A 26,789-nucleotide genomic window follows, 5' to 3' on the forward strand; every position below is an offset into this window, starting at 1 on the left:
GCATAGCGTCCCCCGTGGGAACTGAGCAAGCGCTTAGCGAGGGGGTGAGGGTGGTCGTGGCGACGCACACCGGGTCGTCCGGAGGGGGCGTGGCGCGGGACGTCGACGTGCGGCTGACCGCCGACGGGGCGCCGTTCGCCGTCGAGGGCGGCGTGTATGTCGACGGGCCCCGCACGCTGCGGGAGTTCGTGGAGGTCACCTGGGCGTACGGCGACCGGCCGTTCCTGGTGTCCGAGGGCGGGACGCTGACCTATCGGGAGTTCTTCGACGCCGTTTGCGGCCTGGCCCGGAGTTTCGTCGACGAGCACGGCCTGCGGCCCGGAGACCGGGTCGTCGTCGCCATGCGAAACCACCCCGAGTGGCAGATCGCCTTCTGGGCCGCCCAGCTCGCCGGGCTCGTCGCCGTCCCCCTCAACGCCTGGTGGACCGAGGAGGAGTTCACGTACGCGCTCGACGACTGTGCGCCCGGCATCCTTCTCGTCGACGGCGAACGGGTCGGCAGGGTCGCGCGCTGGGCCCGGAAGCACGGCGTGCCGGGGATCGTCTTCCACGGGGAGGCGGCCGAGGGGTTCCAGCCGTACGTGCCCGACACCGACCCCCACCTCGGGCCACCCCTCGTCGACGTCCTGCCCGAGCACGACGCCACCATCGTCTACACCTCCGGGACCACCGGCCGGCCGAAGGGCGCCGTCGCGACCCACCTCGCCCAGGCCGGGGCCGCGATGAACCCGCGGTACTTCGCCGCCGCCTCCGCCCTCTCGCGCGGCGCGATCCCGGGCCAGGGCGCCGCGCCCGTCTCACTCACCACCTTCCCGTTCTTCCACGTCGCCGCCTTCACCTCCCTCTTCTCCGTCATGGCCGCGGGCGGCTCCCTCGTACTCATGCGGAAGTGGGACCCCGCCCGGGCCCTTGAGCTCATCCGCGAGCACCGCGTCACGCACTACGCCGGCGTGCCCACCACCGCCCTGCACCTGCTCGACCTGGCCGAGCGCACCGACGATCCGCTGGAGAGCCTCACCATGCTCAACACCGGTGGGGCCGCCGCCCCGCCGGAGCTCGTCGCCCGGCTCACCGCCCGCTACGGAGACCGCGTCGAGCCGCGCAACGGCTACGGCCTCACCGAGACCTGCGGCGGCGTCCTCGCCAACTTCGGTGCCGAGTACCGCGCCCACCCGCGCAGCGCGGGGCGGCCCGCCCCCGCCGTGGAGGTGCGGATCGACCGGCCCGACGCCGACGGCGTCGGCGAGCTCCAACTCCGGGCGCAGTCCCTCTTCCGGGGCTACTGGCGCGACGAGGAGGCCACCCGGAACGCCTTCACCGAGGACGGCTGGTTCCGGACCGGGGACCTCGCCCACCTGCGCGAGGGGCGCGTCACCGTCGTCGACCGGCTCAAGGACATGGTGATCCGGGGCGGCGAGAACGTGTACTGCGTCGAGGTCGAGGCCGTGCTCCACGACCACCCCGACGTCGTCGACGCCGCCGTCCTCGGAGTGCCGCACCCCGCGCTCGGCGAGGAGGTCGCCGCGGTCGTACGGCTGCGCGCGGGCGCCTCGGTCACCGCCGACGAGCTGCGGGCGCACGTGGGCGCGTCCCTCGCCGCCTTCAAGGTGCCCGCGCACATCGTCGTACGGGACACCGAGCTGCCCCGCAACCCCGCCGGGAAGATCCTCAAGCGCGAGCTGCGAGCCACCACCACGTTCGCGTAGAAGCCTCGAACACGCCGCGCGGGACCCGGCCGCCGCAAGCGCCCCCCCCGCAAGCGCCCCCCCGCAAGCGCCCCCCCGCAAGCGCGCCCCCGCCCCCGCCCGCATCAGCTCCGCGTGACCCGCACGCGGTAGCGACCCTTCCCGTCCTTGTCGAGCACCGTGATCCTGATCCCGTTCGCCCGGTCCGTGAAGGTCTCGCCCGGCCGGTACGGAGCGTCCGAGAGCTCCGCGTGGACGTTCGGGCGCCGGGTGCAGCCGCCGCTGTCCCGCTTGCTGTCCGCGACCGTCACCGGGCCGTGCCCGGTGTCGACGTCCGACTCGACGCGGTAGATCAGCACGCCCGGCCGGCAGACGGCCTCGTCGTTGCCGTCCTGGGTGCGGACCTCGACGGCGTAGCCGGAGGTGCCGGAGAGCGGTACGACGGCGAGTTTCAGGCCCCCGGCGGTGGCCAGCGGGGTCAGCGCGTACTCGGTGGTGCCCGGCCGGGACGCGCAGCCGACCTGGTGGTTGTCGAGCCAGCCCAGCTTCCACTTGTGCCAGCCGAGGAAGTCGTTGTTGGCCCCCCAGTCCTCGGACATGATGTCCCAGTGCCCGACCGTGCCGCCGCCGTCCACGGTGTAGAGGTCGGGAAGCCCGAAGGCATGGCCGTTCTCGTGCGGCAGGACCCGGTAGCCGGTGTCGGCGTACGTCCCCGAGCCGTCGTCCTGGCGGCTGTAGACGAAGGACGTGTGCGAGAGCGGGACCCCGTCCGCGTAGGGGGCCTCGTCGTTCCCCGAGAAGGTGACGGACAGCACGGTGTCGAGCGCCGACGGCCCCGCGTTCGGGGTGACCAAAATGTTGACCAGGTCGTACGCGCTGAAGTCCACCTTCGGGTCGGCGGCCCCGACGATGTCCTCGACGAGCGAGCGATAGCCCGGTTCGTACGGTGCGCCGCGCTCTATCCCGTACGAGGAGAACGGTTTCGGCATCCGCAGCCAGTCGCGTATCGGGGTCTCGGGGTGGTAGCTGAGCCGCCCGTAGGAGCTGGTGCGGAACCAGTCGGTGGTCTGGGGGAAGAACTCGCCGTACCGGCCGAGCGCCGTGCCCTCGCCGAGCGCGTCCGGGAAGTCGATCATCAGGTTGAGGGCCCTGAGGCGGCCCGTGGAGCGGGCGTATCCGGGGGCGGTGGGCAGCCCCTCCGACATCTGCACACCCATCGTCGTCGCGATCCGGCACGGTTCGAGCGGCGAGTTGCCGGGCGTGGTGGCCACGGGCCCGGCCGAGGCCGGAGCCGGCCCGGGCAGATTCGTGCTGGCGGAGGCCAGGGCGGCGAGCGCGAGGGCCGCCGCCGCGGCCAGGGTGACGGGTCTGCGTATCCGCCGGCTGGACTGCTGCATACGGTCGCCTCCCTGAGGATCCGTTCCACGGGTGATCCGTGCCGCACTGTTCGATCAGCCTGTGGCGAGAGGTGCGGGGGCGCGCGCCGGGTGGCCCGATCGTGGGTATTCCGGCCTCCCGGGCATGCGTGACCCAGGTCACGCGCCCGGGCGGAAATAACCGGGGAGTCCCTCCCCGTTTACGCCCGTGTCCGAGGAAACGGGGACCCAGTCCCCGGATCAGCGGCAAGCGTGGGCGACGACCGTCGCCAGAAGGCGGCCAGAACGTCGCCGGAGCGTCGAAGGAACATCGAAGGAGGCCGTGGCGTGAGCACCAGCACCGCCGACACCGCACCCGCCCGCCGCGCCCAGCGGCCGCGGGCCGACGCGCTGCGCAACCGTGAGCGGATCGTGGCCGCGGCCCGCGAGATGTTCGTCGAGTTCGGCCCGTACGTACCCCTGGACGAGATCGCGCGCCGCGCCGGCGTCGGGAACGCCACGCTCTACCGCAACTTCCCGGACCGCTCCGAGCTCATCCGGGAGGTCGTCGTCTCCGTCATGTCCCGCACCACCGAGCTGGCGGAGCGGGCGGTCGCGGAGGAGGCCGACACCTTCGAGGCGCTGCGCCGCTTCACCCACGCCGCCGCCGACGAGCGGATCGGCGCCCTGTGCCCCATGCTCGACGGCACCTTCGACAAGGACCACCCCGAACTGGACGCCGAGCGCGTGCGGTTGGAGGAGGCCGTCCAGGACCTCGTCGCCCGCGCGCAACGGGCGGGCAGGCTCCGCGCCGACGTCGGCGTCGGCGATCTGATGGTGGCCCTCTCCCAGCTCACCCGCCCGCTCCCCGGCACCGCCTGCCTGAACATGGACCGCTTCGTCCACCGTCATCTGCAGCTGTTCCTGGACGGCCTCGAAGCGCCCGCGCGCTCCGTGCTGCCCGGCTCGGCCGCCACCTTGGCGGATCTGCGGGGCGGTGACTGACCGCCCATGACGGCAGTCCTCCCGTAACTCCGTCGACTTCCTCAACTTCCTTACTGAGTACGTCACCCAGCACGTCACTCAGTACGTCCGTTTTTCCCTTTACGTACCAAGAGGTGGCTACCCCCATGTCCGAAACAGATCCCAGGCGCTGGAAAGCGCTGGTCTTCATCGCCCTCGCCCAGCTGATGGTCGTGCTCGACGCGACGATCGTGAACATCGCGCTGCCCTCCGCCCAGCAGGACCTGGGGATCTCGGACGGGAACCGGCAGTGGGTCATCACGGCCTACGCCCTGGCCTTCGGCGGTCTGCTCCTCTTCGGCGGCCGCATAGCCGACCTGTGGGGCCGTAAGCGCACCTTCGTCGTCGGTCTGATCGGCTTCGCCGCCGCCTCCGCGCTCGGCGGGGCCGCGACCGGTGAGGCGTTGATGCTGGGCGCCCGCGCGCTCCAGGGTGCCTTCGGCGCGCTGCTCGCGCCGGCCGCGCTGTCGCTGCTCGCGGTGATGTTCACCGACACCAAGGAGCGCGCCAAGGCGTTCGGCATCTACGGAGCGATCGCCGGTGGCGGTGGCGCCGTGGGTCTGATCCTCGGCGGCTTCCTCACCGAGTACCTCAACTGGCGCTGGACCTTCTTCGTCAACATCCCCTTCGCGATCGTCGCCGCCGTCGGCGCGTACCTCGTGATCCGTGAGCCGGCCGGCGGCCGCAACCGCTCGCCGCTCGACATCCCGGGCGTCGTCCTGTCCACGCTCGGCCTGGTCACGCTCGTCTACGGCTTCACCCGCGCCGAGTCCGAGGGCTGGTCCGACGCCACCACCATCGGCCTCTTCGTCGGCTCGGCCGTGCTGCTGGCCGCGTTCGTGCTCACCGAGGCGAAGGTGAAGTCCCCGCTGCTGCCCCTGCGCGTCCTGACCGAGCGCAACCGCGGCGGTGTCTACCTCTCCCTCGGTCTCGCCGTCATCGCGATGTTCGGCCTGTTCCTCTTCCTGACGTACTACCTCCAGATCGTGAAGGGGTACTCGCCGGTCAGGACGGGCTTCGCGTTCCTCCCGATGATCGCGGGCATGATCGTCGGCTCCACCCAGATCGGTACGCGGCTGATGACGCGGGTCCCCCCGCGCTGGCTGATGGGCCCCGGCTTCCTGACCGCGGGCGCCGGCATGCTGCTGCTCACGCAGCTGGAGATCGGCACCTCCTACGCCGGTCTGATCCTGCCCGCGCAGCTGCTGCTCGGCCTCGGCATGGGCACGGCGTTCATGCCGGCGATGTCGCTGGCGACGCACGGCGTGGACCCGCGGGACGCAGGTGTGGCCTCCGCCATGGTCAACACCTCGCAGCAGGTCGGCGGCGCCATCGGTACGGCCCTGCTGAATACGATCGCCGCCTCGGCCACGACCGCGTTCCTCACCGACAACGCGGCCGGCGCCACCACCCCGGCCGCCCAGCAGCTGCTCCAGCTCCAGGGCATGGTCGAGGGCTACGCGGCGGCCATCTGGTGGGCGGTCGGCATCCTGGTCGTCTCGGCGGCGATCGCCGTCACCTTCATCAACACCGGGAAGCCGGGGGCCGGGGCGGCCGCCGGGTCCGGCACCGGCAACGGCACCGGCGCTGGTACCGGTGAGGGCGTCGAGGACGAGGTGAAGATCCCCGTCATCGTGCACTGAGCCCGGTCGTCATCGTGCACGCCGCCTGCCCTGGTTCCTCAGCGGAGCCAGGGCAGGTCCGCGTTCGGGTCCGAGGGCTGCAGGCCCTCCGCCATCACCCGCATGATCTCCCCGAGCTGCTCCACCTGCCGTGGTGTGAGCCGGTCGAACATCGCCTGCCGTACGGCGGCGACATGGCCGGGCGCGGTCCGCTCCAGGACCGCGAAGCCCTCGTCCGTGAGGTGGGCGAACTGCCCGCGCTTGTCGGAGGGGCAGTCCTCGCGCGCGACCCAGCCGTTCTTCTCCAGGCGGGCCACCGCGTGCGAGAGCCGGGAGCGGGTGATCTTGGCACCCTTGGCCAGCTCGGTCATCCGCAGCCGCCGCCGGGGCGCGTGGGAGAGCTGGACGAGGAGTCCGTAGTAGATGTGCGGCATCCCGGCGTCGCGCTGGAGCTGGCGGTCGAGGTGGTCCTCGAGGAGGGTGGTGGCGTGGAGGTATGCGCGCCAGACGCCCTGCTCCGCGTCGCTGAGCCAGCGGGGCTCGCCCTTGGATGCGTAGGTCATGTATCTATCCTACGACTCATTCTTGAAAGTTGAACTAAATGGGGTCTAGGCTTGTCATGTCAGATGAGCTTGAACCTTAAAGCACTTCGCGCTCGCCGAAATTTCTGGGAGGCGGTCGTCATGGACGCCACGCTCGAACGGATGCCCGCCCTCTACCTCTCGCACGGTGCCCCGCCACTCGCCGACGACCCCGTCTGGCCCGGCGAGCTCGCCGCCTGGTCGGCCGGGCTGCCCCGCCCCCGGGCGATCCTGATGGTCTCCGCCCACTGGGAGGAGGCGCCGCTCGCCCTCGGCGCCACCGAGACCGTGCCGCTCGTGTACGACTTCTGGGGCTTCCCCGAGCACTACTACCGCGTGCGCTACCCGGCCCCCGGCGCCCCCGCGCTCGCCGCGTCCGTGCGCAAGCTGCTGCAAGGGCCCGGCATGCCGGTGCAGGACGTCCCCGACCGGGGCCTCGATCACGGCGCGTACGTACCGCTGGTGGAGATGTTCCCGGACGCCGACATTCCCGTACTCCAGATCTCCCTGCCGACCCTCGACCCGACGAAGCTGATGGAGATCGGGCGCAGGCTCGCGCCGCTGCGGGACGAAGGGGTGCTGATCGTGGGCAGCGGCTTCTTCACCCACAACCTGGCGGCTCTGCGGCACCCGGGCGGCGGGGTGCCGGGCTGGTCGGCGGAGTTCGACGACTGGGGGCGCCGGGCGCTGGAGGCGAGGGACGTCGACGCGCTCCTCGACTTCGCGCACACCTCCCCGGCCGGCCGTCTCGCCCATCCCCGCACCGAGCATTTCGCGCCACTCTTCGTGACGCTGGGCGCCGCGGACGCGGCGGGGGACCTGGACGGCGGCCGGAGCGTCATCGACGGCTTCTGGATGGGCCTCGCCAAGCGCTCCGTGCAGTTCGGCTGACCCGCCCGCGCCCGGGCCGACGCGGAGCAACCAGCGGAGCAACCGGAAGAGAAGCGCAAGAGCAACCAGAAGAGGGCGGGCCTCGTCTTCACGGGCGTGGCGGACGCGACGGTTCTTCCGTCGGCGGGCGCGGCGTCCAGCCTCCGCACCGAGCTGACCTGCGCATCTGCCCGCTCCGGCGCTATGCGAGCGCCCCGGCGGCGGCACAGGGTACTGCATGATCGCGAAAATCGATGCGGTGCGTGGGAATTCTGTCCCGATTCCAGTCGTTGTTTCCGTCGGATGCAGGGCACCCGTAAGGGTGTCGCGACCTACTCAGCAAGGGAGCACGCATGGCAACCCGTGCCGTCGCCCGTCGTTCGTCCGCCTCCAGCGGCAGCAGCTCGAGGGCAAGCAGTGTTCGCGCCGTGGGCGGGGACATCGCCGACCGCGACCTGGTCGGCATGTACCTCGACGAGATCGCGCGTACGCCCCTGCTCGACGCCGCCAAGGAGGTCGAGCTCTCCCAGGACATCGAGGCGGGTGTGTACGCCCAGCAGATCCTCGACGGAGAGGTCGAGAGCGACGCGGCCGGAGCGTCCCGTGAGGAGCTCGAGGCGCTCGTCGCCGCGGGCGAGCGTGCCAAGGACCTCTTCATCAAGTCCAACCTCCGCCTCGTCGTCGCGGTGGCCCGGCGCTATCCGCGCAGCGGACTGCCCCTGCTCGACCTGATCCAGGAGGGCAACGCCGGCCTGGTGCGCGCGGTCGAGAAGTTCGACTACGCCAAGGGCTTCAAGTTCTCCACGTACGCCACGTGGTGGATCCGTCAGGCCATCACGCGGTCCATAGCCGACCAGTCCCGCACGATCCGGCTCCCCGTCCACCTGGTGGAGGAGCTGGGACGGATCCGGCGCGTCCAGCGCGAGTTCAACCGCGAGAACGGCCGTGAGCCGGAGCCGGCGGAGATCGCGGCGGAGCTCGATTCGACGCCGGAGCGCGTCGTGGACGTCCTCGACTGGGCGCGGGACCCGGTCTCGCTGAACATGTCGGTGGACGACGAGGGCGAGACGCAGTTCGGCGACCTGCTGGAGGACACCTCGGCGGTCTCGCCGGAGCAGTCGGTGCTCACGCTGCTGCGCAGCGAGGAGCTCGACGACCTGATCGACAAGCTCGACCACCGCACGGCCTCGATCATCCGGATGCGGTACGGCATCGAGGACGGCCGGGAGCGCACGCTGACGGAGGTCGGCAAGGAGCACGGCCTGACGCGCGAGCGCATCCGCCAGATCGAGAAGCACGCGCTGCTGGAACTGAAGAAGATGGCCCGCGACACCGGATTCGACGCGGTGGCCTAGGACCGGACCTGTCCGGCCCCGACCCGCCGGACAGGCCGCGGACAGGCCCGGGGAGCGACCGCCGGCAGACCGGGGCCACGGGTCCTGGGGCCCGTGAGCGCGTCTCACCCGTGCGCGCGTCTCACCGTGTGCGCGTCACACCGCCTCTCAGGCCACCGATGCCACCGACGACGCCAGACGGGCCGCGAGGTCCCTCACGTACGTCACCAGCGCGTCCGGCGCGTGGACCGTGAAGTCGCAGTCGACCAGGGCCAGGCGGAGCGCGAGCCATTCGACGGAGTCGGCCGTACGGGAGCGCAGGCGGCAGGTGTCCGGGCCCGTGGCGGTGGGTGCCAGGTGCGAGGGGAGCCGGGCCGCGACGAACTCGGCGGGGGCGGCGAAGTCGACGTCCAGGTCGACATCCGGCTGGGCCCGCGCCATCGAGCGGGTCATGTACTCCGCCGCCCCGCCCTCGGGCAGCTCGCGCGGCGTGAAGCGGGCGCCCGTGGCGAACGGGTCGCTCACCCGGTCGACCCGGAACGTACGCCAGTCCTCGCGCCCCAGGTCGTACGCGACGAGATACCACCGATGCCCGGTCGACACGAGCCGGTACGGCTCCACCAGCCGCTTCGACTCCGTACCGTCCCCGGCGCGGTAACCGAAGCGCAGCCTCTCCTGCCCCGTCACCGCCCCCGCGAGGGCCGTCAGCGTGGACGGGGCGACCGTCGCCCCGTCGCCCCGAGTCAGCGGCATCGTCGCGTTCTGCAGCGTGGAGACCCTGTGCCGCAGCCGGGACGGCAGGACCTGCTCCAGCTTCGCCAGAGCCCGTACCGACGCCTCCTCCACGCCCTCAATCGCATGGCCGGCGCCCGCTCGCAGGCCCACGGCGATGGCCACGGCCTCCTCGTCGTCGAGGAGCAGCGGCGGCATGGCCGTACCGGCCACCAGGCGGTATCCGCCCACCGCGCCCTTCGACGCCTCGACCGGGTAGCCCAGCTCCCTCAGCCGGTCGATGTCCCGGCGGATCGTGCGCGGCGAGACCTCGAGCCGCTCGGCCAGCTCGCTGCCGGGCCACTCGCGCGGCGTCTGGAGGAGCGACAGCAGATTCAGCAGTCGTGCGGGGGTGTCCGTCATGGGCACCAGGATGCCGCTCATCTAGGACACGACCTGACCTATATGACTTCTACCTTCATCCCATGAGTTCACACGACGCCGCCGGACCCGGCACCGACCGCAGGCGATGGATCGCCCTCGCCATCGTCATGACCGCCGCCTTCATGGACCTGGTCGACGCCACGATCGTCAACATCGCGATCCCGAGCATCGAGCGCGACCTCGGCGCCTCGTTCGGAGCCATCCAGTGGATCACCGCCGGGTACGCCCTCGCGTTTGCCGCCGGCCTGATCACCGGAGGCCGGCTCGGTGACATCTACGGCCGCAGGCGGCTGTTCCTGCTGGGCACGGGGGCCTTCACCCTCGCGTCCGCCCTCTGCGGCTTCGCCGTGAACCCGGAGATGCTGGTCGCCTCCCGCCTCCTCCAGGGCGCGGCGGCGGCGATGATGGTGCCTCAGGTCCTGTCGATCGTCCATGTCACCTTCCCCGCCCACGAGCGCGGCAAGGTCTTCGGGATGTTCGGCGCGATCATCGGTCTGGGCGCCGTGTCGGGGCCGCTGCTCGGCGCGCTGCTGACGCAGTGGAACCTCTTCGGCCTGGAGTGGCGGCCGATCTTCCTGATCAACCTGCCGGTCGGCATCGCGGGCCTGATCCTGGGCCGTAGGTTCATCACCGAGTCCAAGGCTCCCAAGGCGCTCCGCCTCGACCTGGTCGGCGTCCTGCTCGTCACCCTCGCGCTGCTGATGCTGATCTATCCGCTGACGCGCGGCCGTGAGCTGGACTGGCCGCTGTGGGGTCACCTGTGCATGGCCGGCAGCCTCGTCGTGTTCGGCGCGCTCGTCGCGTACGAGAAGTACAAGACGAGGAAGGACGGTTCGCCGCTGGTCGAGCTGTCGCTGTTCAAGGTGAAGAGCTTCGCGGCCGGTATCGCGGTGCAGCTGACCTTCGGTGTCGTGATGGGCATCTTCTTCCTGGTCTGGACGCTGTACATGCAGATCGGACTGGGCTGGAGCCCGCTCAAGGCGGGGCTGACCGGGGTGCCGTTCTCGATCGCCGTCTCGGTGGCGGCGGGCCTGTCGGTGCAGAAGCTGGTGCCGCGCTTCGGCCGGAAGGTGCTGCAGGCGGGCGCGCTGACGATGGCGGCGGGTGTGCTGCTCTACCTCTGGGAGGCCGGGCGGTACGGCACCTCCATCCACTCCTGGCAGATGATCGCGCCCCTGGTGATCATGGGCCTGGGCATGGGGCTGATCGTCGCCCCGCTGACGGACGCGGTGCTTTCGGACGTACCGAGGGAGCACGCCGGTTCGGCGTCGGGTCTCATCAACACGACCGGACAGATGGGCAACGCGCTCGGGCTGGGTCTGGTCTCGGTCGTCTTCTACGGCGTGATCGACGAGGAGCGGCTGGCGGGGGCTCCGGGGGAGATCGGGACGGCGTTCGCGGACGCGTTCCAGAACGCGCTGGGGTGGGTGGTGGCGGTGCTCGTCGCGATCTTCCTGCTGATGTTCGCCCTGCCGGCGAAGCCGAAGCAGCATGTGGAGGGCGCGGAAGCGGCGGAGGAGGGCGAGCCGGTGGAAGAGCTCGCGAAGGAGCCGGCGCTCATTCACTGAACCGGTGAACCGGTGAACCGGTGACGTATCGAGGAGGCCCGGGTCCGAGGGACCCGGGCCTTCCGCTGTTGTCCCTCACCGGGGGTCTTGCGCTGTCCTCCGTTGCCCGATCGTGTCCGTCCGTATGCCCGAGTGTGTTTACTTCGCCGACACGCGGGCGTAGCCTGCTCGTGAAACCACAGGTTCGGGCATGGAATGGACGTAAAGCCACATGTACGCACCCGAGCGACAGCAAGAGATCGTGCGGCTCGCCCGCGAGAGCGGACGCGTCGACGTCCTCTCCCTCGCCGAGGAGTTCCAGGTCACCGCCGAGACCGTACGGCGCGACCTCAAGGCCCTCGACCGGGCCGGACTCGTCCGCAGGGTGCACGGGGGCGCGATACCCGCCGGGCGGCTCGACTTCGAGCCCGACCTCGCCGAACGCGAGTCCACCGCCGCCGACGAGAAGGACCGGATCGTCCGGGCCGCCCTCGCCGAACTGCCCGAGGCGGGAAGCGTGGTCCTCGACGCGGGAACCACCGTCGCCCGGCTCGCCGCCGACGTCCCACTCGACTGCGGGCTGACCGTCGTCACCCACGCCCTGCCCGTCGCCGCCCGCCTCGCCGACCACCCCGGCATCGATCTCCATCTCGTCGGCGGGCGTGTCCGGCACCGCACCCGCGCCGCCGTGGACGCGTGGGCGCTGCGGGCGTACGGGGAGATCCGCGCCGACGTCGCCTTCCTCGGCGCCAACGGCTTCTCGCCCGAACACGGTCTCACCACCCCCGACCTCGCCGAGGCCGCCGTCAAGCGGGCCGTCGTCGCCTCCGCCCGCAGGGTCGTGCTGCTCGCCGACTCGGCCAAGCACGGCCAGGAGCACTTCGCCCGCTTCGGAGACCTCGCCGACGTCGACCTGCTCATCACCGACAGCGGGCTCAGCCCCGAGGACGCCGCGGCGATCGAGGCCGCGGGAACGGAAGTCGTACGCGCATGATCCTCACCGTCACCCCCAACCCGTCGCTGGACCGGACGTACGAAGTACCGGCCCTGGACCGCGGCGAGGTGCTCCGTGCCTCCGCCGAGCGGATGGACCCCGGGGGCAAGGGCGTCAACGTCTCCCGGGCCGTGGCCGCCGCCGGGCACCGTACGGTCGCCGTCGTCCCGCTCGGCGGAGCCCCCGGCGCGCTGGTCGCCCAGCTCCTCGCCGGACAGGGCATCGAGGTGGCGCCGGTGCCGGTCGCCGGACACACCCGTTCCAACATCGCCCTCGCCGAACCGGACGGGACGTTGACCAAGGTCAACGCGCCGGGGCCGGAGCTGAACGCCGAGGAGTCCGAGACGATCCTCGCCACGGTCGGCGCGTACTCGCCCGCCGCGGACTGGATCGCCTGCTGCGGCAGCCTGCCCCGGGGCCTCGCGCCCGAGTGGTACGCCGAGTTGGTCACCCGCGCGCACGGCGCGGGCGCCCGGATCGCGCTCGACACCTCAGGGCCCTCGCTCCTCGCGGCGCTCGCCGCCCGGCCGGACGTCGTCAAGCCGAACGTGGAGGAGCTGGCGGAGGCCGTGGGCCGTCCGCTGGCCACCGTCGGCGACGCCGTGAAGGCGGCGGAGGAGCTGCGGGAGCGGGGCGCGGGCGCGGTGCTCGCGAGCCTGGGCGCGGACGGCCAGCTGCTGGTGTCGGACACCGGCACCTGGTACGGCACGGCGTCCGTGGAGGCGGTCCGCTCCAACGTGGGCGCGGGTGACGCCTCCCTGGCCGGATTTCTCACGGCGGGCGGCGAAGGGCCCGACGCCCTGGCGGCGGCGGTGGCACACGGCGCCGCGGCGGTCCAGCTGCCGGGCAGCGAGATGCCGACGCCTGCCGATCTGAATCCGTCGGCGGTCACCGTGACCGCGGACGTACCCCTCGACCGAGTACTCAGCGAGCAAGGGAGCCCGCGATGAGCAAGATGATCACCGCGGACCTGGTCGATCTCGACCTGTCCGTCGGCACGAAGGAAGCGGCGGCCCGCTCGCTCGCGGAGCGCATGGTCGGGCTTGGCCGGGTGACCGACCTCGACGGCTTCCTGGCGGACGTCGCCGCCCGCGAGGCCCAGATGCCGACCGGCCTGGACGGCGGCATAGGCATCCCGCACTGCCGCAGCGCGCACGTCACCGAGCCGACCCTGGCCTTCGGCCGCTCGCGCGAGGGCGTCGACTTCGGCGCCCCGGACGGCCCGGCGGACCTGATCTTCCTGATCGCGGCCCCGTCGGGCGCCGACGACGCCCACCTGACGATCCTGTCGTCCCTGGCGCGCCAGCTGATGAACGAGGAGTTCACGGGGGCGCTGCGCGGGGCGACCTCGGCGGCGCAGGCGGCGGCCCTGATCGCGGGCGACGCCACCCCTGGGGCGGTGAGCGGTACGACCGCCGGGGGCGACGCCACTCCCGGCGGGGCGGTGAGCGGTACGGCCGCCGCCGGGGAGGTGGCTGGGGCGGGGTCCGTGGAGGGGTCCGTCCCGGAGCCCGCTGCCGGGCCTGCAACGGCGCCCGCCTCGGCGTCTGCCACCGGCGAGGTAGCTGGCGCGGGGCGTGCCCCGGCGCCCGCCTCGGCGTCTGCCACCGAGCCCGTCTCGGGCGAGGAGCCCGTGGTCCGCGCGGAGGAGGGAACGGCCGCCGCGCCGACGGGCTCCGTAGAGACCGGCCCCGGGGGCGCGGGCGACGCGGACGCCGCCGACGGGACGGCCCCGGCTTCCCCGGCCGCCCCGCGCGGCGCGGGCGACGCGCCCGCCGGGGAGTCGGCGGGCGCGGCCGGTGACAAGTCCGCGCCGGTCTTCCGGATCGTGGCCGTCACTTCCTGCCCCACCGGTATCGCCCACACCTACATGGCCGCCGAGTCCCTGGAGAAGGCCGGTCCGGCCGCCGGGGCGGAGGTCGTCGTCGAGACGCAGGGGTCCGCCGGGTTCACCCGGCTCGACCCCGCCGTCATCGCGGCGGCCGACGGCGTCATCTTCGCGCACGACGTGCCCGTCCGGGACAAGGAGCGGTTCGCCGGGAAGCCCACCGTCGACGTCGGCGTCAAGGCCGGCATCAACCGGCCCGCCGAACTGATCGCCGAGGTCAGGGAGAAGGCCGCGCGCGGCGAGGTCACCGCCGCCGCGAAGCACGGCACGCCCGTCGAGAACGCGGGCGAGCCCCACGAGGGCTACGGCACCAAGCTCCGCAAGTGGCTGATGTCGGGCGTCAGTTACATGGTGCCGTTCGTCGCCGCCGGCGGCCTGCTCATCGCCCTCGGGTTCGCCGTCGGCGGCTGGGACATCGACAAGGCGCCCTCGGTCGCCGAGTACTTCGCCTGGGGCCAGGCCGACAGCTGGGCCGCCCTGATGTTCCAGATCGGCGGCCTCGCGTTCGGCTTCCTCGTCCCGGTCCTCGCCGGTTACATCGCCTACGGCATGGCCGACCGGCCCGGTCTCGTCCCCGGCTTCGTCGGCGGTGCCATCGCGCTCACCATCAACGCCGGTTTCCTCGGCGGTCTCGCCGCGGGTCTGATCGCCGGTGGCACGGTGCTCGCCATCCAGAGGGTGAAGGTGCCCACCGCTCTGCGGGGCATCATGCCGGTGGTGGTGATCCCGCTGCTGTCCTCGATCGTCGTCGGTTTCCTGATGTTCCTGGTGATCGGCAAGCCGATCGCGAGCCTCCAGAAGGCGCTGACCGACTGGCTGTCCGGCCTCTCCGGCGCCAACGCGATCATCCTGGGCGTGATCCTGGGCCTGATGATGTGCTTCGACCTGGGCGGCCCGGTCAACAAGGTCGCGTACGCCTTCGCTGTGGGCGGCCTCGCCAACCCCAACGAGGGCTCCCTCAAGGTCATGGCCGCCGTGATGGCCGCCGGAATGGTCCCGCCGCTCGCGATGGCGCTCGCCACGACCGTGCGCGGGAAGCTGTTCACCAAGACCGAGCGGGAGAACGGCAAGGCCGCCTGGGTCCTCGGTGCCTCGTTCATCAGCGAGGGCGCCATCCCGTTCGCCGCGGCCGACCCGCTGCGGGTCATCCCGTCGGCGATGGCGGGCGGCGCGGTCACCGGCGCTCTGTCGATGCTCTTCGAGTGCACCCTGCGGGCCCCGCACGGCGGCATCTTCGTGATCCCGCTGATCGGCAACCCGCTGCTCTACCTGGTCGCGATCGTGGCGGGCACGCTCGTCAGCGCCGCCCTGGTCGTCCTCCTCAAGGGCGCACGCCGACCGACCCCCGAGCCCGCCCCGAGCGACAGCCCGGAGACGGCCGGCACCGACACGAAGGTCGCCGTGGCGGCCTGACCCGTGGACCGGCCACCTACCGCGGTGGCCGGTCCTCCGCTTTCCTCAGCGCACCCGCGACCGGTGCTCCATCGCGTCGCGGGCCGCTCGCTCGTTCTCGTACACCTCGCACATGTGGCGGCCGTCCGGTGTCGCCGTGTGCTCGACCTCCCACAGGCTCAACTCGCTGCCGTCGAGCAGCAGGAACGCGTGCTCGTAGAGCGTGAATCCGGCGCCCCGGCGGCTCTCCGCCGGGCACTGGCGGCCGAACGCCTGCGTGATGTGGTGCGCGAACGCCAGCCGAAGCCGCCGCGCCGTCCCCTCGCCGGGCCTGTCCGCGTTCTCCGCGCGCCGCAGCACCCGGCGCGCGTGGTCCGCGGAGTTGTCCGAGACGTACATCCGGGGCTGGGCCGGTATCGGCCGGGCCAGCAGCGCGTTCAGCGACTCCAGGTCGCCCTCGTCGTCGAGGTCGAACCCGTCCGAGCGCTCCACGTCCCAGCCCGGGTCCAGGCCGGTCGGCAGCAGCCGTGACGCGGCGAGGCGGACCTCGTCCTCCTCCGCGTACAGCTCGTGGTGCTCGGCTCGGCCCCGGCCCGTGTTGTGGACCAGCTCCCACAGGGTCAGGGCCGTGCCGTCGGCGAGCAGATACGTGTGCCGGTACATGGAGCGGTGCAGTGACGCGCTGTGGTGCGAGGAGTACAGCGCGCTGGAGTGGGCGAGCGCCGTCTCCAGGCGCTCGACCGTAGTGTCGGGCAGATCGAAGGAGTTGAGCGCCCGGCCGAGGAGCCGCTCAACGTGCGTCTCGGTCGTCTCGTACGGATCGTGAGAATCCCGCGGATCGTTCAAGAGGGTCTCCAGGCCGTCGCCGCATGTCACTTGATGCTTGCTTAACGTAGTGCCTGGGTCTGACATCGTGTCCGGCGTTCGGGAAAACGGCGGGGGCGTACCCGAAGTTCCCGCGCGCCCCCTCGTCCTCCTCGTCGCGGGCGTCAACTTCCTTCCGGTCAGCGGGAGTCGGGGCCGGTGGCCCCGCCGTACAGCTCCCGGTACGAGGGGAAGTCCCCGCCCGGGCCCGACACGCCCTCGGCCGTCTCCAGGACCGCCCGCACGATCGCCCGGGTCACGGTGTCCGCGCCCGCCGCGAGGAGGTCGTTCAGGGCGAGCGGCCCCGCCTCGGCGGGCAGCTCCCGCTCCCCGGTCGCGAGGGCGAAGACGGTGTCCCCGTCGTTGAGCAGGTGCACGGGGCGAACGGCGCGCGCGATGCCGTCGTGCGCCGTGCCCGCGAGCTTCTGCGCCTGCGCGCGGGTGAGGACGGCGTCCGTGGCGACGACCGCGAGCGTGGTGTTCAGGGGCGGCGCCGCGTGGGTCGCCTGCGCCTCGGCGAGGCGCCGCCGCGCCGCCTCGTGGACGGCCGGCTCCGGATATTCCGGGCGGCCCTGGAAGTACCGGCCGTACAGCACGCCCGTCTCGGGGTCGACGGCGGAGCCCACCGCGTTGACCACGACCAGGGCGCCGACGGTGATGCCCGAGGCCAGGAGCGTGCTCGCCGTACCGACCCCGCCCCTGAGCCCGCCGACGACGGCTCCGGTGCCCGCGCCGACCGCCCCGGTCTCCACGCGCGCGCGGAGCTCCGTCGCCGCCGCCGCCTCCACCGCCGCGCGCCCCGTCGCCGCGTCCGGGCGGGCGGTGAAGTCCCCGCCGCGGCCCAGGTCGAAGACGCAGGCGGCGGGGACCACCGGGACCACGTGCGAGGGGTCGGGCCCCACGCGTACCCCTCGGCCCCGCTCCTCCAGCCAGGCCATCACACCGGCCGCCGAGTCCAGGCCGTACGCGCTGCCGCCGGTCAGGACCACTGCCTCGATCCGCTGGACGACGTTGCGCGGGTCGAGCGCGTCGGTCTCGCGTGTGCCGGGTCCCCCGCCGCGTACGTCCACGGCCGCCACGGCTCCGCCCTCCGGCGCGAGGACGACGGTGGTGCCGCTGAGCGCGCCCGGCCCGGCCACGCGCGCGTGGCCGACCCGGAGGCCGCTCACGTCCGTGAGCGCGTCGAGTGAGTCGCGTGCGTCGTGCTTCGTCATGGCCCTTGCGTACCACGCCCCTCCGCTCCGGCGCCCCGACCGGCCCTCGCCCGACCGTCGTGCTCGGCAGTCGTGGGGCCGGCGATCGCCGCGGGCCCGGAGATCATGGGGCTGGCGTTCCTGGTCCTCTCGGGCCGGGGGTGCTCGGCCCGAAGGACCGCCGATCACCCGGGTGCGAGGCCGAATTCCGGGCGTACCCTGGACGTATGAGCACCGCCCCCACCCACGGCCCGCGCAACGCGAAGCAGTCCGACGACGATCCACGACCGCGACCGAAGCCGGCACTGATCTTCGATGATCCGCTGGACCAGCAGTCCGCGGACGACACGGACCGTGGGTGGGGCGAGCGGCCTCCTCACGGCGGTGACAGTGCCGCCGATCTCGCGCGCTTCCTCGACGAGAAGCCGCCGCACCACCTCTGACACCGGCGCGAGCCGTCGGTTAGGGGGTGATGTGCGCCCCCGTGCCGCCCCCGGCGCCTGAGCCGCCGCCCGGGCCCACACCCGTCGTGCCGCCCGGCGTGCCGCCGGAGCCACCGTCCCCGCCGCGCTGCGCCACGAGCGCGTCCCGGATCTCCTTGAGGACCTCCAGCTCGCTGACCTCGATGGTCTCCTGGACGCCCTCCTTCGCCTTCTCGTGCGCCGCCCGCTTGGCCAGGATCTTCGCCATCGGCAGGACCATCAGGAAGTAGACGACGGCCGCGGTGATCAGGAAGCTCAGGATCGAGCTGAGGACCAGACCCCACTGGATCTCGATGCCCTGCATCTCGCCGTCCACCATGGCGCACGGTGCCTTGAGACAGGACTTGTAGCTCTCCAGGTCCTTGGTCCCGAAGGCGCCGACCAGAGGGTTGATGACCCCCTTCACCACCGAGTTCACGATGTTGGTGAACGCGGCGCCGATGACGACCGCCACCGCCAGGTCGATCACGTTCCCGCGCATCAGGAAGGCCTTGAAGCCCGCCAGTACGCTCTCCTTCTTCGGGGTCACCCGGATGCCTTTCGTCGCGTGTGCGGTTGACGGAGCCATTAGGCCGTGACCGGCGTGGAGGCGTCCAATCGGTACACCCGGACCGGCTACTTGGCACGCTGCCCGTACGAATCAGCACAGGGTCACCGCCAGTTGGGACGTCATCCCCGCACCGGCCAGAGCCGTCGCCGTCGCCCGCGGCACGGACAGGACCACCAGTGCCCCACCGTCGGGACCAGTCCCACCGTCCGGACCAGTCCCACCGCCCGGACCGGTCCCACCCGGGCGCGGGACGTCGGCCACCCGGGCGGCCGTGGCGACCACACGCGGCTTCCCCGCCTCGCCCGTCGCCGAGTCCGGCGCCGCGATCACGTCGACGCGGTCACCGGGCCGCAGCAGTGCCACGGCCGCCGCGTCGGCGATCCGTACCGGAGCGGACACGAGCCGCACCGCGGGAGGCCGGGGCCGCTCCCGCGCCTCCCGGTGCGGCGGAGGATCCGCGGACACCTCCCCGGCTCCGGCCACCGCCAGCGCTGCCGCGGTCAGTGCCAGCACGGCGGCGGGCGCACGCCTCCTGCGCCGCAGGGCCCGTCGCAGACGCTGTCGCCGGCCCCGCACGCGTAGAGGCTCGAACTGCGGAACACCGCACGTCGCCGGAACGGGCGAGAGGGAGGGGGGCCGGGCCCGGCTGTCCGGGTCGGGCCGGACCGGCCCATGGGGGTGGGTGAAGCCTCCGGGGGCGTGGCTGGGGGAGTGCGGCCCGGCATAGCCGTGGCTGTCGCCGGGGGAGTGCGGCCGGGTGTGGCCGGGGAAGGTCGTCATCGCGAACACCACCTGTCAGGAGATCCGAAGAGCCGCTCCCCACCTTCCCGGCTTCGCGCTCCTCCCGCTCCGGCCTGTGGACGGTCCGGCTCCTGTGGACAACTCACTCACCCGTGAGGGGGACTAAGGGCAGATCGGTGCCCCGAACGCCGGAAGCCCCACCGCGCACAGCGGTGGGGCTTCCGGAGGATGCTTCTCGAAAGACGGAGGCTCAGGCGGCCGAGCTCGCCGAGCTGGAGCCGCTCGACGTGCTGGACGTCGTGCTCGACGACGCGGCCGGCTTCGCGTCCGAGGACGACGAAGCGGAGGTGGAAGCCGTGGACGGCTTCGACGACGAGGCCGGCGAGCTGCTGGACGACGAGCCGCGGCTGTCGTTGCGGTAGAACCCGGAGCCCTTGAACACGATGCCGACCGCCGAGAACACCTTCTTGAGGCGTCCCTTGCAGCTCGGGCACTCGGTCAGCGCGTCATCGGTGAACTTCTGCACCGCCTCGAGGCCCTCGCCGCACTCGGTGCACTGGTACTGGTAGGTCGGCACTGTCTTCCTCCTGGCACTCACACTCATCGAGTGCTAACGACGATCCATAGTGACCTATTCCGCGGGATCAGTCCACCGTCACCGGCACTCGGTGACCGATACCACGTGCGGCGACCCGTCCGGACGCCTGGGGCGCCAGGCGCGAGCGCAGCGCGAGGAGCGTGGCCAGCGCGAGCGCCGTGCCCACCAGCGGCACCAGGAATCCGGTGCTCGCGCCGTGCGCGTCGGCCAGCCGGCCGGCGACCGTGACGGCGGCGGCCTGGCCGAGGGCCACCGCGCCCGTGAGCCAGGTGAACGCCTCGGTCCGGGCGTTGGCGGGGACCAGGGTCTCGACGATGGTGTAGCCGGTGATCAGGGCCGGGGCGATGCACAGGCCGACCACCAGGCCCAGGGCGCCGAGCAGCGCCACGGAGTGGACGGACCAGAGCAGCGAGGCCGCCACGGTCAGTCCGGCGTAGCCCAGGATCAGGCGCTTGCGCGGGCCGATCTTCCAGGCGACGGCGCCGCACGCGATGCCCGCGAGCATGTTGCCCGCGGCGAAGATCCCGTACAGCAGACCGTTGGCGCCGGGGTTGCCGATCTCCTCGGAGAACGCGGTCAGGGAGACCTGCATGCCGCCGAAGACCGAGCCGATGCCCAGGAAGGCGATGGCCAGGACCCGGACGCCGGGGATGGAGAGCGCCGAGACGCGCGGTCCGGCGGAGGCCGCCGCGACCAGGCCGTGGGCGGGCTGGGTGCGCCGCTGGGCGGCGAAGAACAGGCCGCCGAAGAGCGTCAGCGAGGCTTCGGCGATCAGACCGGCGGCGGGGTGGACGCCGGTGCACAGCGCCGTCGCGAGCACCGGGCCGACGACGAACGTGAACTCGTCCGTCACCGACTCGAAGGCCGCCGCGGTGGACATCAGCGGCGAACCCTCCAGCTTCGCCGCCCAGCGGGCACGCACCATGGGGCCGATCTGCGGCACCGAGGCACCGGCCGGCACGGCGGCGAGGAACAGCGCCCACATCGGGGCGCCGGCCAGGGCGAGCGCGGTCAGCGTGGCGACGGCGGCGGAGTGGATCAGGACGCCGGGGATCAGGACGGCGCGCTGGCCGAAGCGGTCCGCGAGCTTGCCGCTCTGCGGGGCGAACAGCGCCATCGAGACGCCGGTGGCGGCGGCGACGGCACCGGCGCTGCCGTACGAGCCGGTGGTGTGCTGGACGAGCAGGACGATGCCGATCGTCAGCATCGCGAACGGCTGCCGGGCGGCGAAGCCGGGCAGCAGGAACGACAGTGCGCCGGGTGTGCGCAGCAGCCGGCCGTAACCGGCCGCCCGCTTTCCGGCCCGCTTGCGGGGCTTCCCGACCCGGCCGGTGTTCTCCGCGGAGTTCTGGGACGTCGCAGGTGTTTCGGATGTTTCGGACGTCGCAGACGTCTCAGCCGCCGCAGGCTTGTCGGAGGTGACCGTGGACACCACGGTCCTTGCCTTTCTGCCGCCTGGTAGCGCGCCCCGTGCACGGTGGTGCGGGTGTCGCCGAGAGCTGTCCTCATGCGCGGAACTGCGGTAGATGCCGGGCTCCACTGCGGAGGGTGCCTCGGCCGCCATACGGTCGCGCCAGCTCTGCGTCAGGCAGAGTTGGTTCGATCAGGTGTGCCTTCATGGTACAGGGAAGGGCGCCGTCCCGCCTGAGAAAACGCCCTTCTCCTGCGATCGATGCCTGTGATTAACCGGACGTTCGCTTGCGGATGGGCCGATGGGTCCGCCCGTCGGCGCTGTCGTCACCGTGCCGGTGGCCGTGCCGCCGGTGCTCGGTGACCGCCGTGGCCCCGCCCGTGCCCAGCCATCCGGCGAGCTTTCCGCCCTGCCCGACGGCCCGCAGCCGCCGCTCGGCGGCGTCCCGGACGGGGTCGGTCGCCACCACGAGCAGCTCGTCCCCGCGCCGCAGGACGGTGGTCGGACCCGGTACGAAGCTCTTGTCGTCGCGTACGACGAGGGTGACCGCGGCCCCGGCCGGAAGGCGCAGCTCCGCGACCTCCACGCCGTGCATCCGGGAGCCCGCCGGGATGGCGACCGACAGCAGGTGCCCGCGCAGCCGCTCCAGCGGCGCCGACTCGACCCCCAGGTCGGCCGCCTCCGCCCCGTCGCCCAGCTTCAGCGCTCGGGCGAGCCACGGCAGGGTCGGTCCCTGGACGAGCGTGTAGACCACGACGAGTACGAAGACGATGTTGAAGACCCGCTCGCTGCCCTCGATCCCGGACACCATGGGGATCGTCGCGAGAATGATGGGGACCGCTCCGCGCAGGCCGGCCCAGGACATCAGCGCCTGTTCCTGCCAGGGGATGCGGAAGGGCAGCAGGCTGAGGAGGACCTCCAGGGGCCGGGCGACCACCGTCAGGACCAGGCCGATGACCACCGCGGGCCAGAAGTCGGCGAACAGCTTGCTCGGCGTCACCAGCAGTCCGAGCAGGACGAACATGCCGATCTGGGCGATCCAGCCGAGCCCCTCGGCGAATCCGCGGTTGGCGGGCGCGTGCGGCAGCTTGGCGTTGCCGAGCACCAGCGCGGCCAGATAGACGGCGAGGAAGCCGGAGCCGTGCGCCATCGCGCCGGCCGCGTACGCCACGACCGCGATGGCCATGACGGCGATCGGGTAGAGGCCGGAGGCGGGCAGGGCCACGTGCCGCAGCCCGTACGCGCCGAGGAGGCCGACCGTGAGGCCGATGGCCGTGCCGATGGCCAGTTCCAGGACGATCGTGCCGACGAGGACGTACCAGCTGTCGACCGGGCCGACCGTCGAGAAGGCGACGACGAGGATGACGACGGGGGCGTCGTTGAAGCCGGACTCGGCCTCCAGGACACCGGTCACCCGGGAGGGCAGTGGCACCTTGCGCAGGACGGAGAAGACGGCGGCGGCGTCCGTCGAGGAGACGACCGCGCCGATGATCAGGGCCTGCCGCCACTCCAGACCGACCAGATAGTGGGCGGCGGTCGCCGTGATGCCCACGCTCACCGCGACGCCGACGGTCGACAGCACGACCGCCGCGGGCAACGCGGGTTTGATCTCCTTCCACTGCGTCCCCAGGCCGCCCTCGGCCAGGATCACGACCAGGGCGGCATAGCCGATCACCTGGGTCAGTTCGGCGTTGTCGAAGGCGACGTTGCCGATGCCGTCCTGCCCTATGGCGATCCCGATCCCGAGATACAGCAGCAGGCTGGGGAGCCCGCTCCGGGACGAGATCCGCACCGCCGCGACAGCGATGAGCAGCACGAGCGAGCAGATGAGCAGGAGTTCATTGAGCTGGTGGACAGTCAGCGGCCGTTCCTTCCCCTCGCGCGCAGCCGGATCGTTCCAGCAGTCGACACTTCGTTACCTTACCTAATCTTTAACGTTCTCTTGACGCCGCTTCGGCCTCTCCTCGATCGCCCGTCCCGTGCCAGGCGCACGCGCGCGTGGCTCCTCGCGCCCACACCGGGTCCGGCCCGGCCCGGCCCTGCGCCTAAGGTTGCTTCCGTACTCCAGGATCACCCTGCCCCTCGAAGGACAGCGATGCCCTCCAACACGACCGCGCCTCCCGCCAAGAAGAAGGGGCGACGCGCCCGCCTGATCGTCCTCGTCCTGGTCCTCGCCCTGGTCGGGTGCGTCGGTTTCGGCGGGTACTGGGGCGTCAGCACCGTCCGGGCCTCGTTCCCGCAGACGACGGGCACGATCCGGCTCGACGCGCTCTCCGGTCAGGTCGAGGTCAAGCGGGACGCGTACGGCGTCCCGCAGATCTACGCCGACACCGAGGCCGACCTCTTCCGCGCGCAGGGCTTCGTCCAGGCGCAGGACCGCTTCTACGAGATGGACGTCCGGCGCCACATGACGTCGGGCCGGCTCTCCGAGATGTTCGGCAAGAGCCAGGTGAACACCGACGCCTTCCTGCGCACGCTGGGGTGGCACCGCATCGCGCGGGAGGAGTACGACAAGGTCCTGTCGCCGGAGACGAAGAAGAACCTCCAGGCGTACGCGGAAGGCGTCAACGCCTACCTCAAGGACCGGGACCCCTCCGACGTCTCGGTGGAGTACGCGGCGCTCTCCTTCTCCCACTCGTACGAGATCGAGCCCTGGACACCGGTCGACTCCGTGGCCTGGCTCAAGGCGATGGCCTGGGACCTGCGCGGCAACATGAAGGACGAGATCGACCGCTCGCTGATGACGAGCCGGCTGAGCCCGGCGCAGATCAAGCAGCTGTACCCGGCGTACCCGTACGAGCTGCACCAGCCGATCGTCGAGGGCGGCGCGGTCGACGAGGCGAAGGGCGAGTTCGACCCGAAAGGCAAGACGTCGGGGAGCGGCGACTCCGGCACCGGTACCAGTGACGGCGGCTCCTCGGCGTCGACGAACGGCTCCACCGGCACCAGCGGCTCCACGAACGGCGGCTCCGTCGACAGCGCCCTGCAGGGCATGCAGTCCCAGCTCGGCGCGCTCTCCGACTCGCTCGACGAGATCCCCGCGCTGCTCGGCCCCAACGGCAACGGCATCGGCTCCAACTCCTGGGTCGTCGCCGGCAAGTACACGACCTCCGGCAAGCCGCTGCTCGCCAACGACCCGCACCTCGCGCCGCAGATGCCGTCGCTCTGGTACCAGATGGGACTGCACTGCCGCTCGGTCTCGGCGACCTGCCGTTACGACGTCGCCGGCTACACCTTCTCCGGCATGCCCGGTGTGGTCATCGGCCACAACGACAGCATCGCCTGGGGCTTCACGAATTTGGGCGCCGACGTCACCGACCTGTACCTCGAGAAGGTCAGTGGCGAGGGCTACCTCGTCGACGGCCGGACCAAGCCGTTCACGACCCGCGAGGAGACGATCAAGATCGCGGGCGGCGGCAGCCGGCTGATCACGGTCCGCTCGACCGGCCACGGCCCGGTGGTCTCCGACCGCTCCTCGGAGCTGGAGAAGGTCGGCCAGAAGGCCCCCGTCGGCAACGCCGCACCCGACCGCGGCACCGGCTACGCAGTCTCCCTGCAGTGGACGGCCCTGGAGCCCGGCACCTCCATGGACGCCGTCTTCGAGCTCAACCGCGCCAAGAACTTCAAGGAGTTCCGCGCCGCGGCCAAGAAGTTCCAGGTCCCCTCCCAGAACCTGATCTACGCCGACACCGAGGGCACCATCGGCTACCAGGCGCCGGGCAGGATCCCGGAGCGCGCGAAGGGCGACGGCACGCTCCCGGCGCCGGGATGGGACTCCTCGTACCGATGGAAGGGCTACATCCCCTACGAGGAGCTGCCCTACGAGGAGAACCCGGAGCGCGGTTACATCGTCACCGCCAACCAGGCCGTGACCGGCGCCGACGCGTACCCCGCCCTCCTGACGAAGGACTGGGGGTACGGCTCGCGCAGCCAGCGGATCAACGACCTCATCGAGTCGAAGACCAAGGACGGCGGGAAGATCTCGCCGGACGACATGCGGACCATGCAGATGGACAACCGCAGCGAGATCGCGACCCTGCTCAACCCGCTCCTGCTGAAGATCGACATCTCGGATCGGTACGTCCGCGAGGCGCAGAAGCTCCTGGAGGGCTGGGACTACACCCAGGAGCCGGACTCGGCCGCCGCCGCGTACTTCAACGCGGTCTGGCGCAACGTCCTCAAGCTCGCCTTCGGCGACAAGCTGCCCAAGGAGCTGCGGGCCGAGGGGGACTGCATCAACGTCCGCCCGGCCGACCCGACCGGCCCGGTCGACGAGCAGAACAGGCTGGTGCGCGAGTGCGGCCAGCGCGACGCGGAGTCGGCGCAGCCCGACGGCGGCGACCGCTGGTACGAGGTGGTCCGCCCGCTGCTGAAGGACGAGGACAGCGAGTGGTGGAAGACCGAGGCCAACCGCACGGACCAGGCCACCGAGAACCGTGACCAGCTGCTCGCCCGCGCCATGGAGGACGCCCGCTGGGAGCTGACCGCCAAGCTCGGCAAGGACGTCTCCACCTGGAGCTGGGGCCGGCTGCACCAGCTGACCCTGGAGAACCAGACCCTCGGCACCGCCGGACCGGACTTCATCCGGACCATGCTCAACCGCGGCCCGTGGAACCTGGGCGGCGGCGAGGCGGCGGTCAACGCGACCGGCTGGAACGCGGCCGGCGGCTACGAGGTCATCTGGGTGCCGTCGATGCGGATGGTCGTCAACGTCGGCGACTGGGACCGGTCGCGCTGGATCAACCTGTCCGGCGCCTCGGGGCACGCGTACCACTCGCACTACGCCGACCAGACCGAGAAGTGGGTGAACGGCGAGCTGCTCGACTGGTCCTTCGGCAAGGCGGCGGTCGACGCCTCGACGAAGGAGACGCTGGTCCTGAGGCCCTGACGGGCCTCTAGCGGCGTGTGAAGCGCCGGGCCCCCTGCGGGGTCACCACCGCGTGCACGGGGTGGTCGTGCGGTTCCTCCGGGACCCGGGCGACCACCTCGTTCGCGTAGAGGAGCACCACGAGCGCCGGATGCGCGTCCGCCCGCGCGAGCCGGGCGAGGACCCGGTCGTACGAGCCACCGCCCCGGCCGAGGCGCATCCCGCGCTCGTCGACGGCGAGCCCCGGCAGCAGCACCACGTCCGCCTCGCACACGGCGTCCGGGCCGAGCCGCGGACCCGTCGGCTCCAGCAGGCCCCGGCCCGCCTTCGCCAGCCGCTCCGGCCCCTCGTACGCGGCCCAGTCCAGGTCGTTGTCGGACAGCAGCACCGGCAGCAGCACGCGCGTGCCCCGTGCCCGCAGCAGGTCGAGCAACGCGCGCGTGCCCGGCTCCCGGCCCACCGACACATAGGCGGCGACCGTCGACGCCCCCGCCATCTCGGTCAGTTCCAGCGCACCCCGGCCGAGCCGCTCGGCGGCGGCCTCGGCATCATGGCTGCTCAGCAGGGCACGGGCGGCGAGCAACTGACGGCGCAGAACGGCCTTTCCGGACATGTCGGCTTGCACTGTGGAGCTCCC

General features: G+C 72.0%; 22 protein-coding genes. 11 read left to right on the forward strand and 11 right to left on the reverse strand.

Annotation, left to right across the window (positions count from 1 at the left end; translation table 11 throughout):
- The first annotated feature begins 56 nt into the window (after positions 1–56).
- Positions 57–1,706, forward strand: a complete 1,650-nt coding sequence (locus ACIRB4_RS20785; RefSeq protein ID WP_403293201.1) for a class I adenylate-forming enzyme family protein — start codon at positions 57–59, stop codon at positions 1,704–1,706.
- A 104-nt stretch (positions 1,707–1,810) separates the two neighbouring features.
- Here ACIRB4_RS20785 and ACIRB4_RS20790 read toward each other — a convergent pair whose 3' ends face one another.
- Complete coding sequence (locus ACIRB4_RS20790; RefSeq protein WP_403293202.1) at positions 1,811–3,082, reverse strand: M6 family metalloprotease domain-containing protein; 1,272 nt, start codon at positions 3,080–3,082, stop codon at positions 1,811–1,813.
- Positions 3,083–3,388: 306 nt separating this feature from the next.
- Here ACIRB4_RS20790 and ACIRB4_RS20795 point away from each other — a divergent pair, with 306 nt between their 5' ends.
- Both ACIRB4_RS20795 and ACIRB4_RS20800 read left to right on the forward strand, forming a co-directional pair.
- On the forward strand, positions 3,389–4,045 hold the full coding sequence (locus ACIRB4_RS20795; protein ID WP_403293203.1) for a TetR/AcrR family transcriptional regulator: 657 nt from the start codon (positions 3,389–3,391) through the stop codon (positions 4,043–4,045).
- 125 nt (positions 4,046–4,170) lie between these two features.
- On the forward strand, positions 4,171–5,706 hold the full coding sequence (locus ACIRB4_RS20800; RefSeq protein WP_403293205.1) for an MFS transporter: 1,536 nt from the start codon (positions 4,171–4,173) through the stop codon (positions 5,704–5,706).
- 38 nt (positions 5,707–5,744) lie between these two features.
- Here the strand turns inward: ACIRB4_RS20800 and ACIRB4_RS20805 are convergent, their stop codons facing one another.
- The gene (locus ACIRB4_RS20805) at positions 5,745–6,248 is read right to left on the reverse strand and encodes a MarR family winged helix-turn-helix transcriptional regulator (protein ID WP_403293207.1); all 504 of its coding nucleotides are present in this window, start codon (positions 6,246–6,248) and stop codon (positions 5,745–5,747) included.
- Between the two features lie 120 nt (positions 6,249–6,368).
- Here ACIRB4_RS20805 and ACIRB4_RS20810 point away from each other — a divergent pair, with 120 nt between their 5' ends.
- Entirely contained in the window at positions 6,369–7,157 is a 789-nt protein-coding gene (locus ACIRB4_RS20810; RefSeq protein ID WP_403293209.1) for a dioxygenase, read from the forward strand.
- A 332-nt stretch (positions 7,158–7,489) separates the two neighbouring features.
- Positions 7,490–8,491, forward strand: a complete 1,002-nt coding sequence (locus tag ACIRB4_RS20815; protein ID WP_403293211.1) for an RNA polymerase sigma factor RpoD/SigA — start codon at positions 7,490–7,492, stop codon at positions 8,489–8,491.
- 147 nt (positions 8,492–8,638) lie between these two features.
- Here ACIRB4_RS20815 and ACIRB4_RS20820 read toward each other — a convergent pair whose 3' ends face one another.
- Entirely contained in the window at positions 8,639–9,604 is a 966-nt protein-coding gene (locus ACIRB4_RS20820; protein WP_403293213.1) for a helix-turn-helix transcriptional regulator, read from the reverse strand.
- Between the two features lie 62 nt (positions 9,605–9,666).
- On the opposite strand from ACIRB4_RS20820, the gene ACIRB4_RS20825 reads away from it, so the two are divergent.
- The 4 genes from ACIRB4_RS20825 (at position 9,667) to ACIRB4_RS20840 (ending at position 15,467) form a co-directional block, all read left to right on the forward strand.
- Positions 9,667–11,193: an MFS transporter gene (locus tag ACIRB4_RS20825; protein WP_403293215.1), complete on the forward strand. Its 1,527-nt coding sequence runs from the start codon at positions 9,667–9,669 to the stop codon at positions 11,191–11,193.
- Positions 11,194–11,404: 211 nt separating this feature from the next.
- On the forward strand, positions 11,405–12,166 hold the full coding sequence (locus ACIRB4_RS20830) for a DeoR/GlpR family DNA-binding transcription regulator (RefSeq protein ID WP_403293217.1): 762 nt from the start codon (positions 11,405–11,407) through the stop codon (positions 12,164–12,166).
- Positions 12,163–13,116: a 1-phosphofructokinase gene (gene pfkB / locus ACIRB4_RS20835; RefSeq protein WP_403293219.1), complete on the forward strand. Its 954-nt coding sequence runs from the start codon at positions 12,163–12,165 to the stop codon at positions 13,114–13,116. The genes ACIRB4_RS20830 and pfkB overlap by 4 nt, the downstream gene beginning before the upstream one ends.
- Positions 13,113–15,467, forward strand: coding sequence for a fructose-specific PTS transporter subunit EIIC (locus ACIRB4_RS20840; RefSeq protein ID WP_403293221.1), 2,355 nt, complete (start codon positions 13,113–13,115; stop codon positions 15,465–15,467). Before pfkB ends, ACIRB4_RS20840 begins: the two co-directional genes overlap by 4 nt.
- Before the next feature lie 45 nt (positions 15,468–15,512).
- Here ACIRB4_RS20840 and ACIRB4_RS20845 read toward each other — a convergent pair whose 3' ends face one another.
- Together ACIRB4_RS20845 and ACIRB4_RS20850 are read right to left on the reverse strand one after the other, a co-directional pair.
- Positions 15,513–16,292: a DUF6227 family protein gene (locus ACIRB4_RS20845; protein WP_403293222.1), complete on the reverse strand. Its 780-nt coding sequence runs from the start codon at positions 16,290–16,292 to the stop codon at positions 15,513–15,515.
- Positions 16,293–16,450: 158 nt separating this feature from the next.
- The gene (locus ACIRB4_RS20850) at positions 16,451–17,524 is read right to left on the reverse strand and encodes a P1 family peptidase (protein ID WP_403293224.1); all 1,074 of its coding nucleotides are present in this window, start codon (positions 17,522–17,524) and stop codon (positions 16,451–16,453) included.
- Between the two features lie 206 nt (positions 17,525–17,730).
- Between ACIRB4_RS20850 and ACIRB4_RS20855 the strand changes: the two genes are divergently transcribed.
- Positions 17,731–17,946: a hypothetical protein gene (locus ACIRB4_RS20855; protein WP_403293226.1), complete on the forward strand. Its 216-nt coding sequence runs from the start codon at positions 17,731–17,733 to the stop codon at positions 17,944–17,946.
- Between the two features lie 19 nt (positions 17,947–17,965).
- On the opposite strand, the gene mscL is transcribed toward ACIRB4_RS20855, so the two are convergent.
- From mscL to ACIRB4_RS20880, 5 genes are all read right to left on the reverse strand, one after another.
- A complete protein-coding gene (gene mscL / locus ACIRB4_RS20860; protein WP_403293227.1) occupies positions 17,966–18,514 on the reverse strand; it encodes a large conductance mechanosensitive channel protein MscL in 549 nt (182 codons plus the stop codon).
- A gap of 111 nt (positions 18,515–18,625) precedes the next feature.
- Positions 18,626–19,048: an RcpC/CpaB family pilus assembly protein gene (locus ACIRB4_RS20865; protein ID WP_403293229.1), complete on the reverse strand. Its 423-nt coding sequence runs from the start codon at positions 19,046–19,048 to the stop codon at positions 18,626–18,628.
- 478 nt (positions 19,049–19,526) lie between these two features.
- Positions 19,527–19,853 carry an FmdB family zinc ribbon protein gene (locus ACIRB4_RS20870; protein ID WP_403293231.1) on the reverse strand — a complete coding sequence of 109 codons (327 nt, stop codon included), beginning with the start codon at positions 19,851–19,853 and terminating at the stop codon, positions 19,527–19,529.
- A gap of 67 nt (positions 19,854–19,920) precedes the next feature.
- The gene (locus ACIRB4_RS20875) at positions 19,921–21,147 is read right to left on the reverse strand and encodes an MFS transporter (RefSeq protein ID WP_403293502.1); all 1,227 of its coding nucleotides are present in this window, start codon (positions 21,145–21,147) and stop codon (positions 19,921–19,923) included.
- 409 nt (positions 21,148–21,556) lie between these two features.
- Positions 21,557–23,101 (reverse strand): potassium/proton antiporter, encoded by a 1,545-nt coding sequence (locus tag ACIRB4_RS20880; protein ID WP_403293232.1) that lies wholly within the window; start codon positions 23,099–23,101, stop codon positions 21,557–21,559.
- Between the two features lie 279 nt (positions 23,102–23,380).
- Between ACIRB4_RS20880 and ACIRB4_RS20885 the strand changes: the two genes are divergently transcribed.
- The gene (locus ACIRB4_RS20885) at positions 23,381–26,173 is read left to right on the forward strand and encodes a penicillin acylase family protein (RefSeq protein ID WP_403293234.1); all 2,793 of its coding nucleotides are present in this window, start codon (positions 23,381–23,383) and stop codon (positions 26,171–26,173) included.
- Positions 26,174–26,180: 7 nt separating this feature from the next.
- Here the strand turns inward: ACIRB4_RS20885 and ACIRB4_RS20890 are convergent, their stop codons facing one another.
- Positions 26,181–26,765 carry a 5-formyltetrahydrofolate cyclo-ligase gene (locus ACIRB4_RS20890; RefSeq protein ID WP_403293235.1) on the reverse strand — a complete coding sequence of 195 codons (585 nt, stop codon included), beginning with the start codon at positions 26,763–26,765 and terminating at the stop codon, positions 26,181–26,183.
- Positions 26,766–26,789: the final 24 nt, after the last annotated feature.

The sequence above is a fragment of the Streptomyces sp. NPDC093600 genome, assembly GCF_044764755.1.
Classification (GTDB): Bacteria; Actinomycetota; Actinomycetes; order Streptomycetales; family Streptomycetaceae; genus Streptomyces.

What these genes read in the sequence shown, in the direction of transcription:
- ACIRB4_RS20790 (WP_403293202.1), bottom strand. Translation starts at nt 3,082, where the DNA reads ATGCAGCAGTCCAGCCGGCGGATACGCAGACCCGTCACCCTGGCCGCG.
- ACIRB4_RS20800 (WP_403293205.1), top strand. Translation starts at nt 4,171, where the DNA reads ATGTCCGAAACAGATCCCAGGCGCTGGAAAGCGCTGGTCTTCATCGCC.
- ACIRB4_RS20805 (WP_403293207.1), bottom strand. Translation starts at nt 6,248, where the DNA reads ATGACCTACGCATCCAAGGGCGAGCCCCGCTGGCTCAGCGACGCGGAG.
- ACIRB4_RS20810 (WP_403293209.1), top strand. Translation starts at nt 6,369, where the DNA reads ATGGACGCCACGCTCGAACGGATGCCCGCCCTCTACCTCTCGCACGGT.
- ACIRB4_RS20815 (WP_403293211.1), top strand. Translation starts at nt 7,490, where the DNA reads ATGGCAACCCGTGCCGTCGCCCGTCGTTCGTCCGCCTCCAGCGGCAGC.
- ACIRB4_RS20820 (WP_403293213.1), bottom strand. Translation starts at nt 9,604, where the DNA reads ATGACGGACACCCCCGCACGACTGCTGAATCTGCTGTCGCTCCTCCAG.
- ACIRB4_RS20825 (WP_403293215.1), top strand. Translation starts at nt 9,667, where the DNA reads ATGAGTTCACACGACGCCGCCGGACCCGGCACCGACCGCAGGCGATGG.
- ACIRB4_RS20830 (WP_403293217.1), top strand. Translation starts at nt 11,405, where the DNA reads ATGTACGCACCCGAGCGACAGCAAGAGATCGTGCGGCTCGCCCGCGAG.
- pfkB (WP_403293219.1), top strand. Translation starts at nt 12,163, where the DNA reads ATGATCCTCACCGTCACCCCCAACCCGTCGCTGGACCGGACGTACGAA.
- ACIRB4_RS20840 (WP_403293221.1), top strand. Translation starts at nt 13,113, where the DNA reads ATGAGCAAGATGATCACCGCGGACCTGGTCGATCTCGACCTGTCCGTC.
- ACIRB4_RS20850 (WP_403293224.1), bottom strand. Translation starts at nt 17,524, where the DNA reads ATGACGAAGCACGACGCACGCGACTCACTCGACGCGCTCACGGACGTG.
- ACIRB4_RS20855 (WP_403293226.1), top strand. Translation starts at nt 17,731, where the DNA reads ATGAGCACCGCCCCCACCCACGGCCCGCGCAACGCGAAGCAGTCCGAC.
- ACIRB4_RS20885 (WP_403293234.1), top strand. Translation starts at nt 23,381, where the DNA reads ATGCCCTCCAACACGACCGCGCCTCCCGCCAAGAAGAAGGGGCGACGC.
- ACIRB4_RS20890 (WP_403293235.1), bottom strand. Translation starts at nt 26,765, where the DNA reads ATGTCCGGAAAGGCCGTTCTGCGCCGTCAGTTGCTCGCCGCCCGTGCC.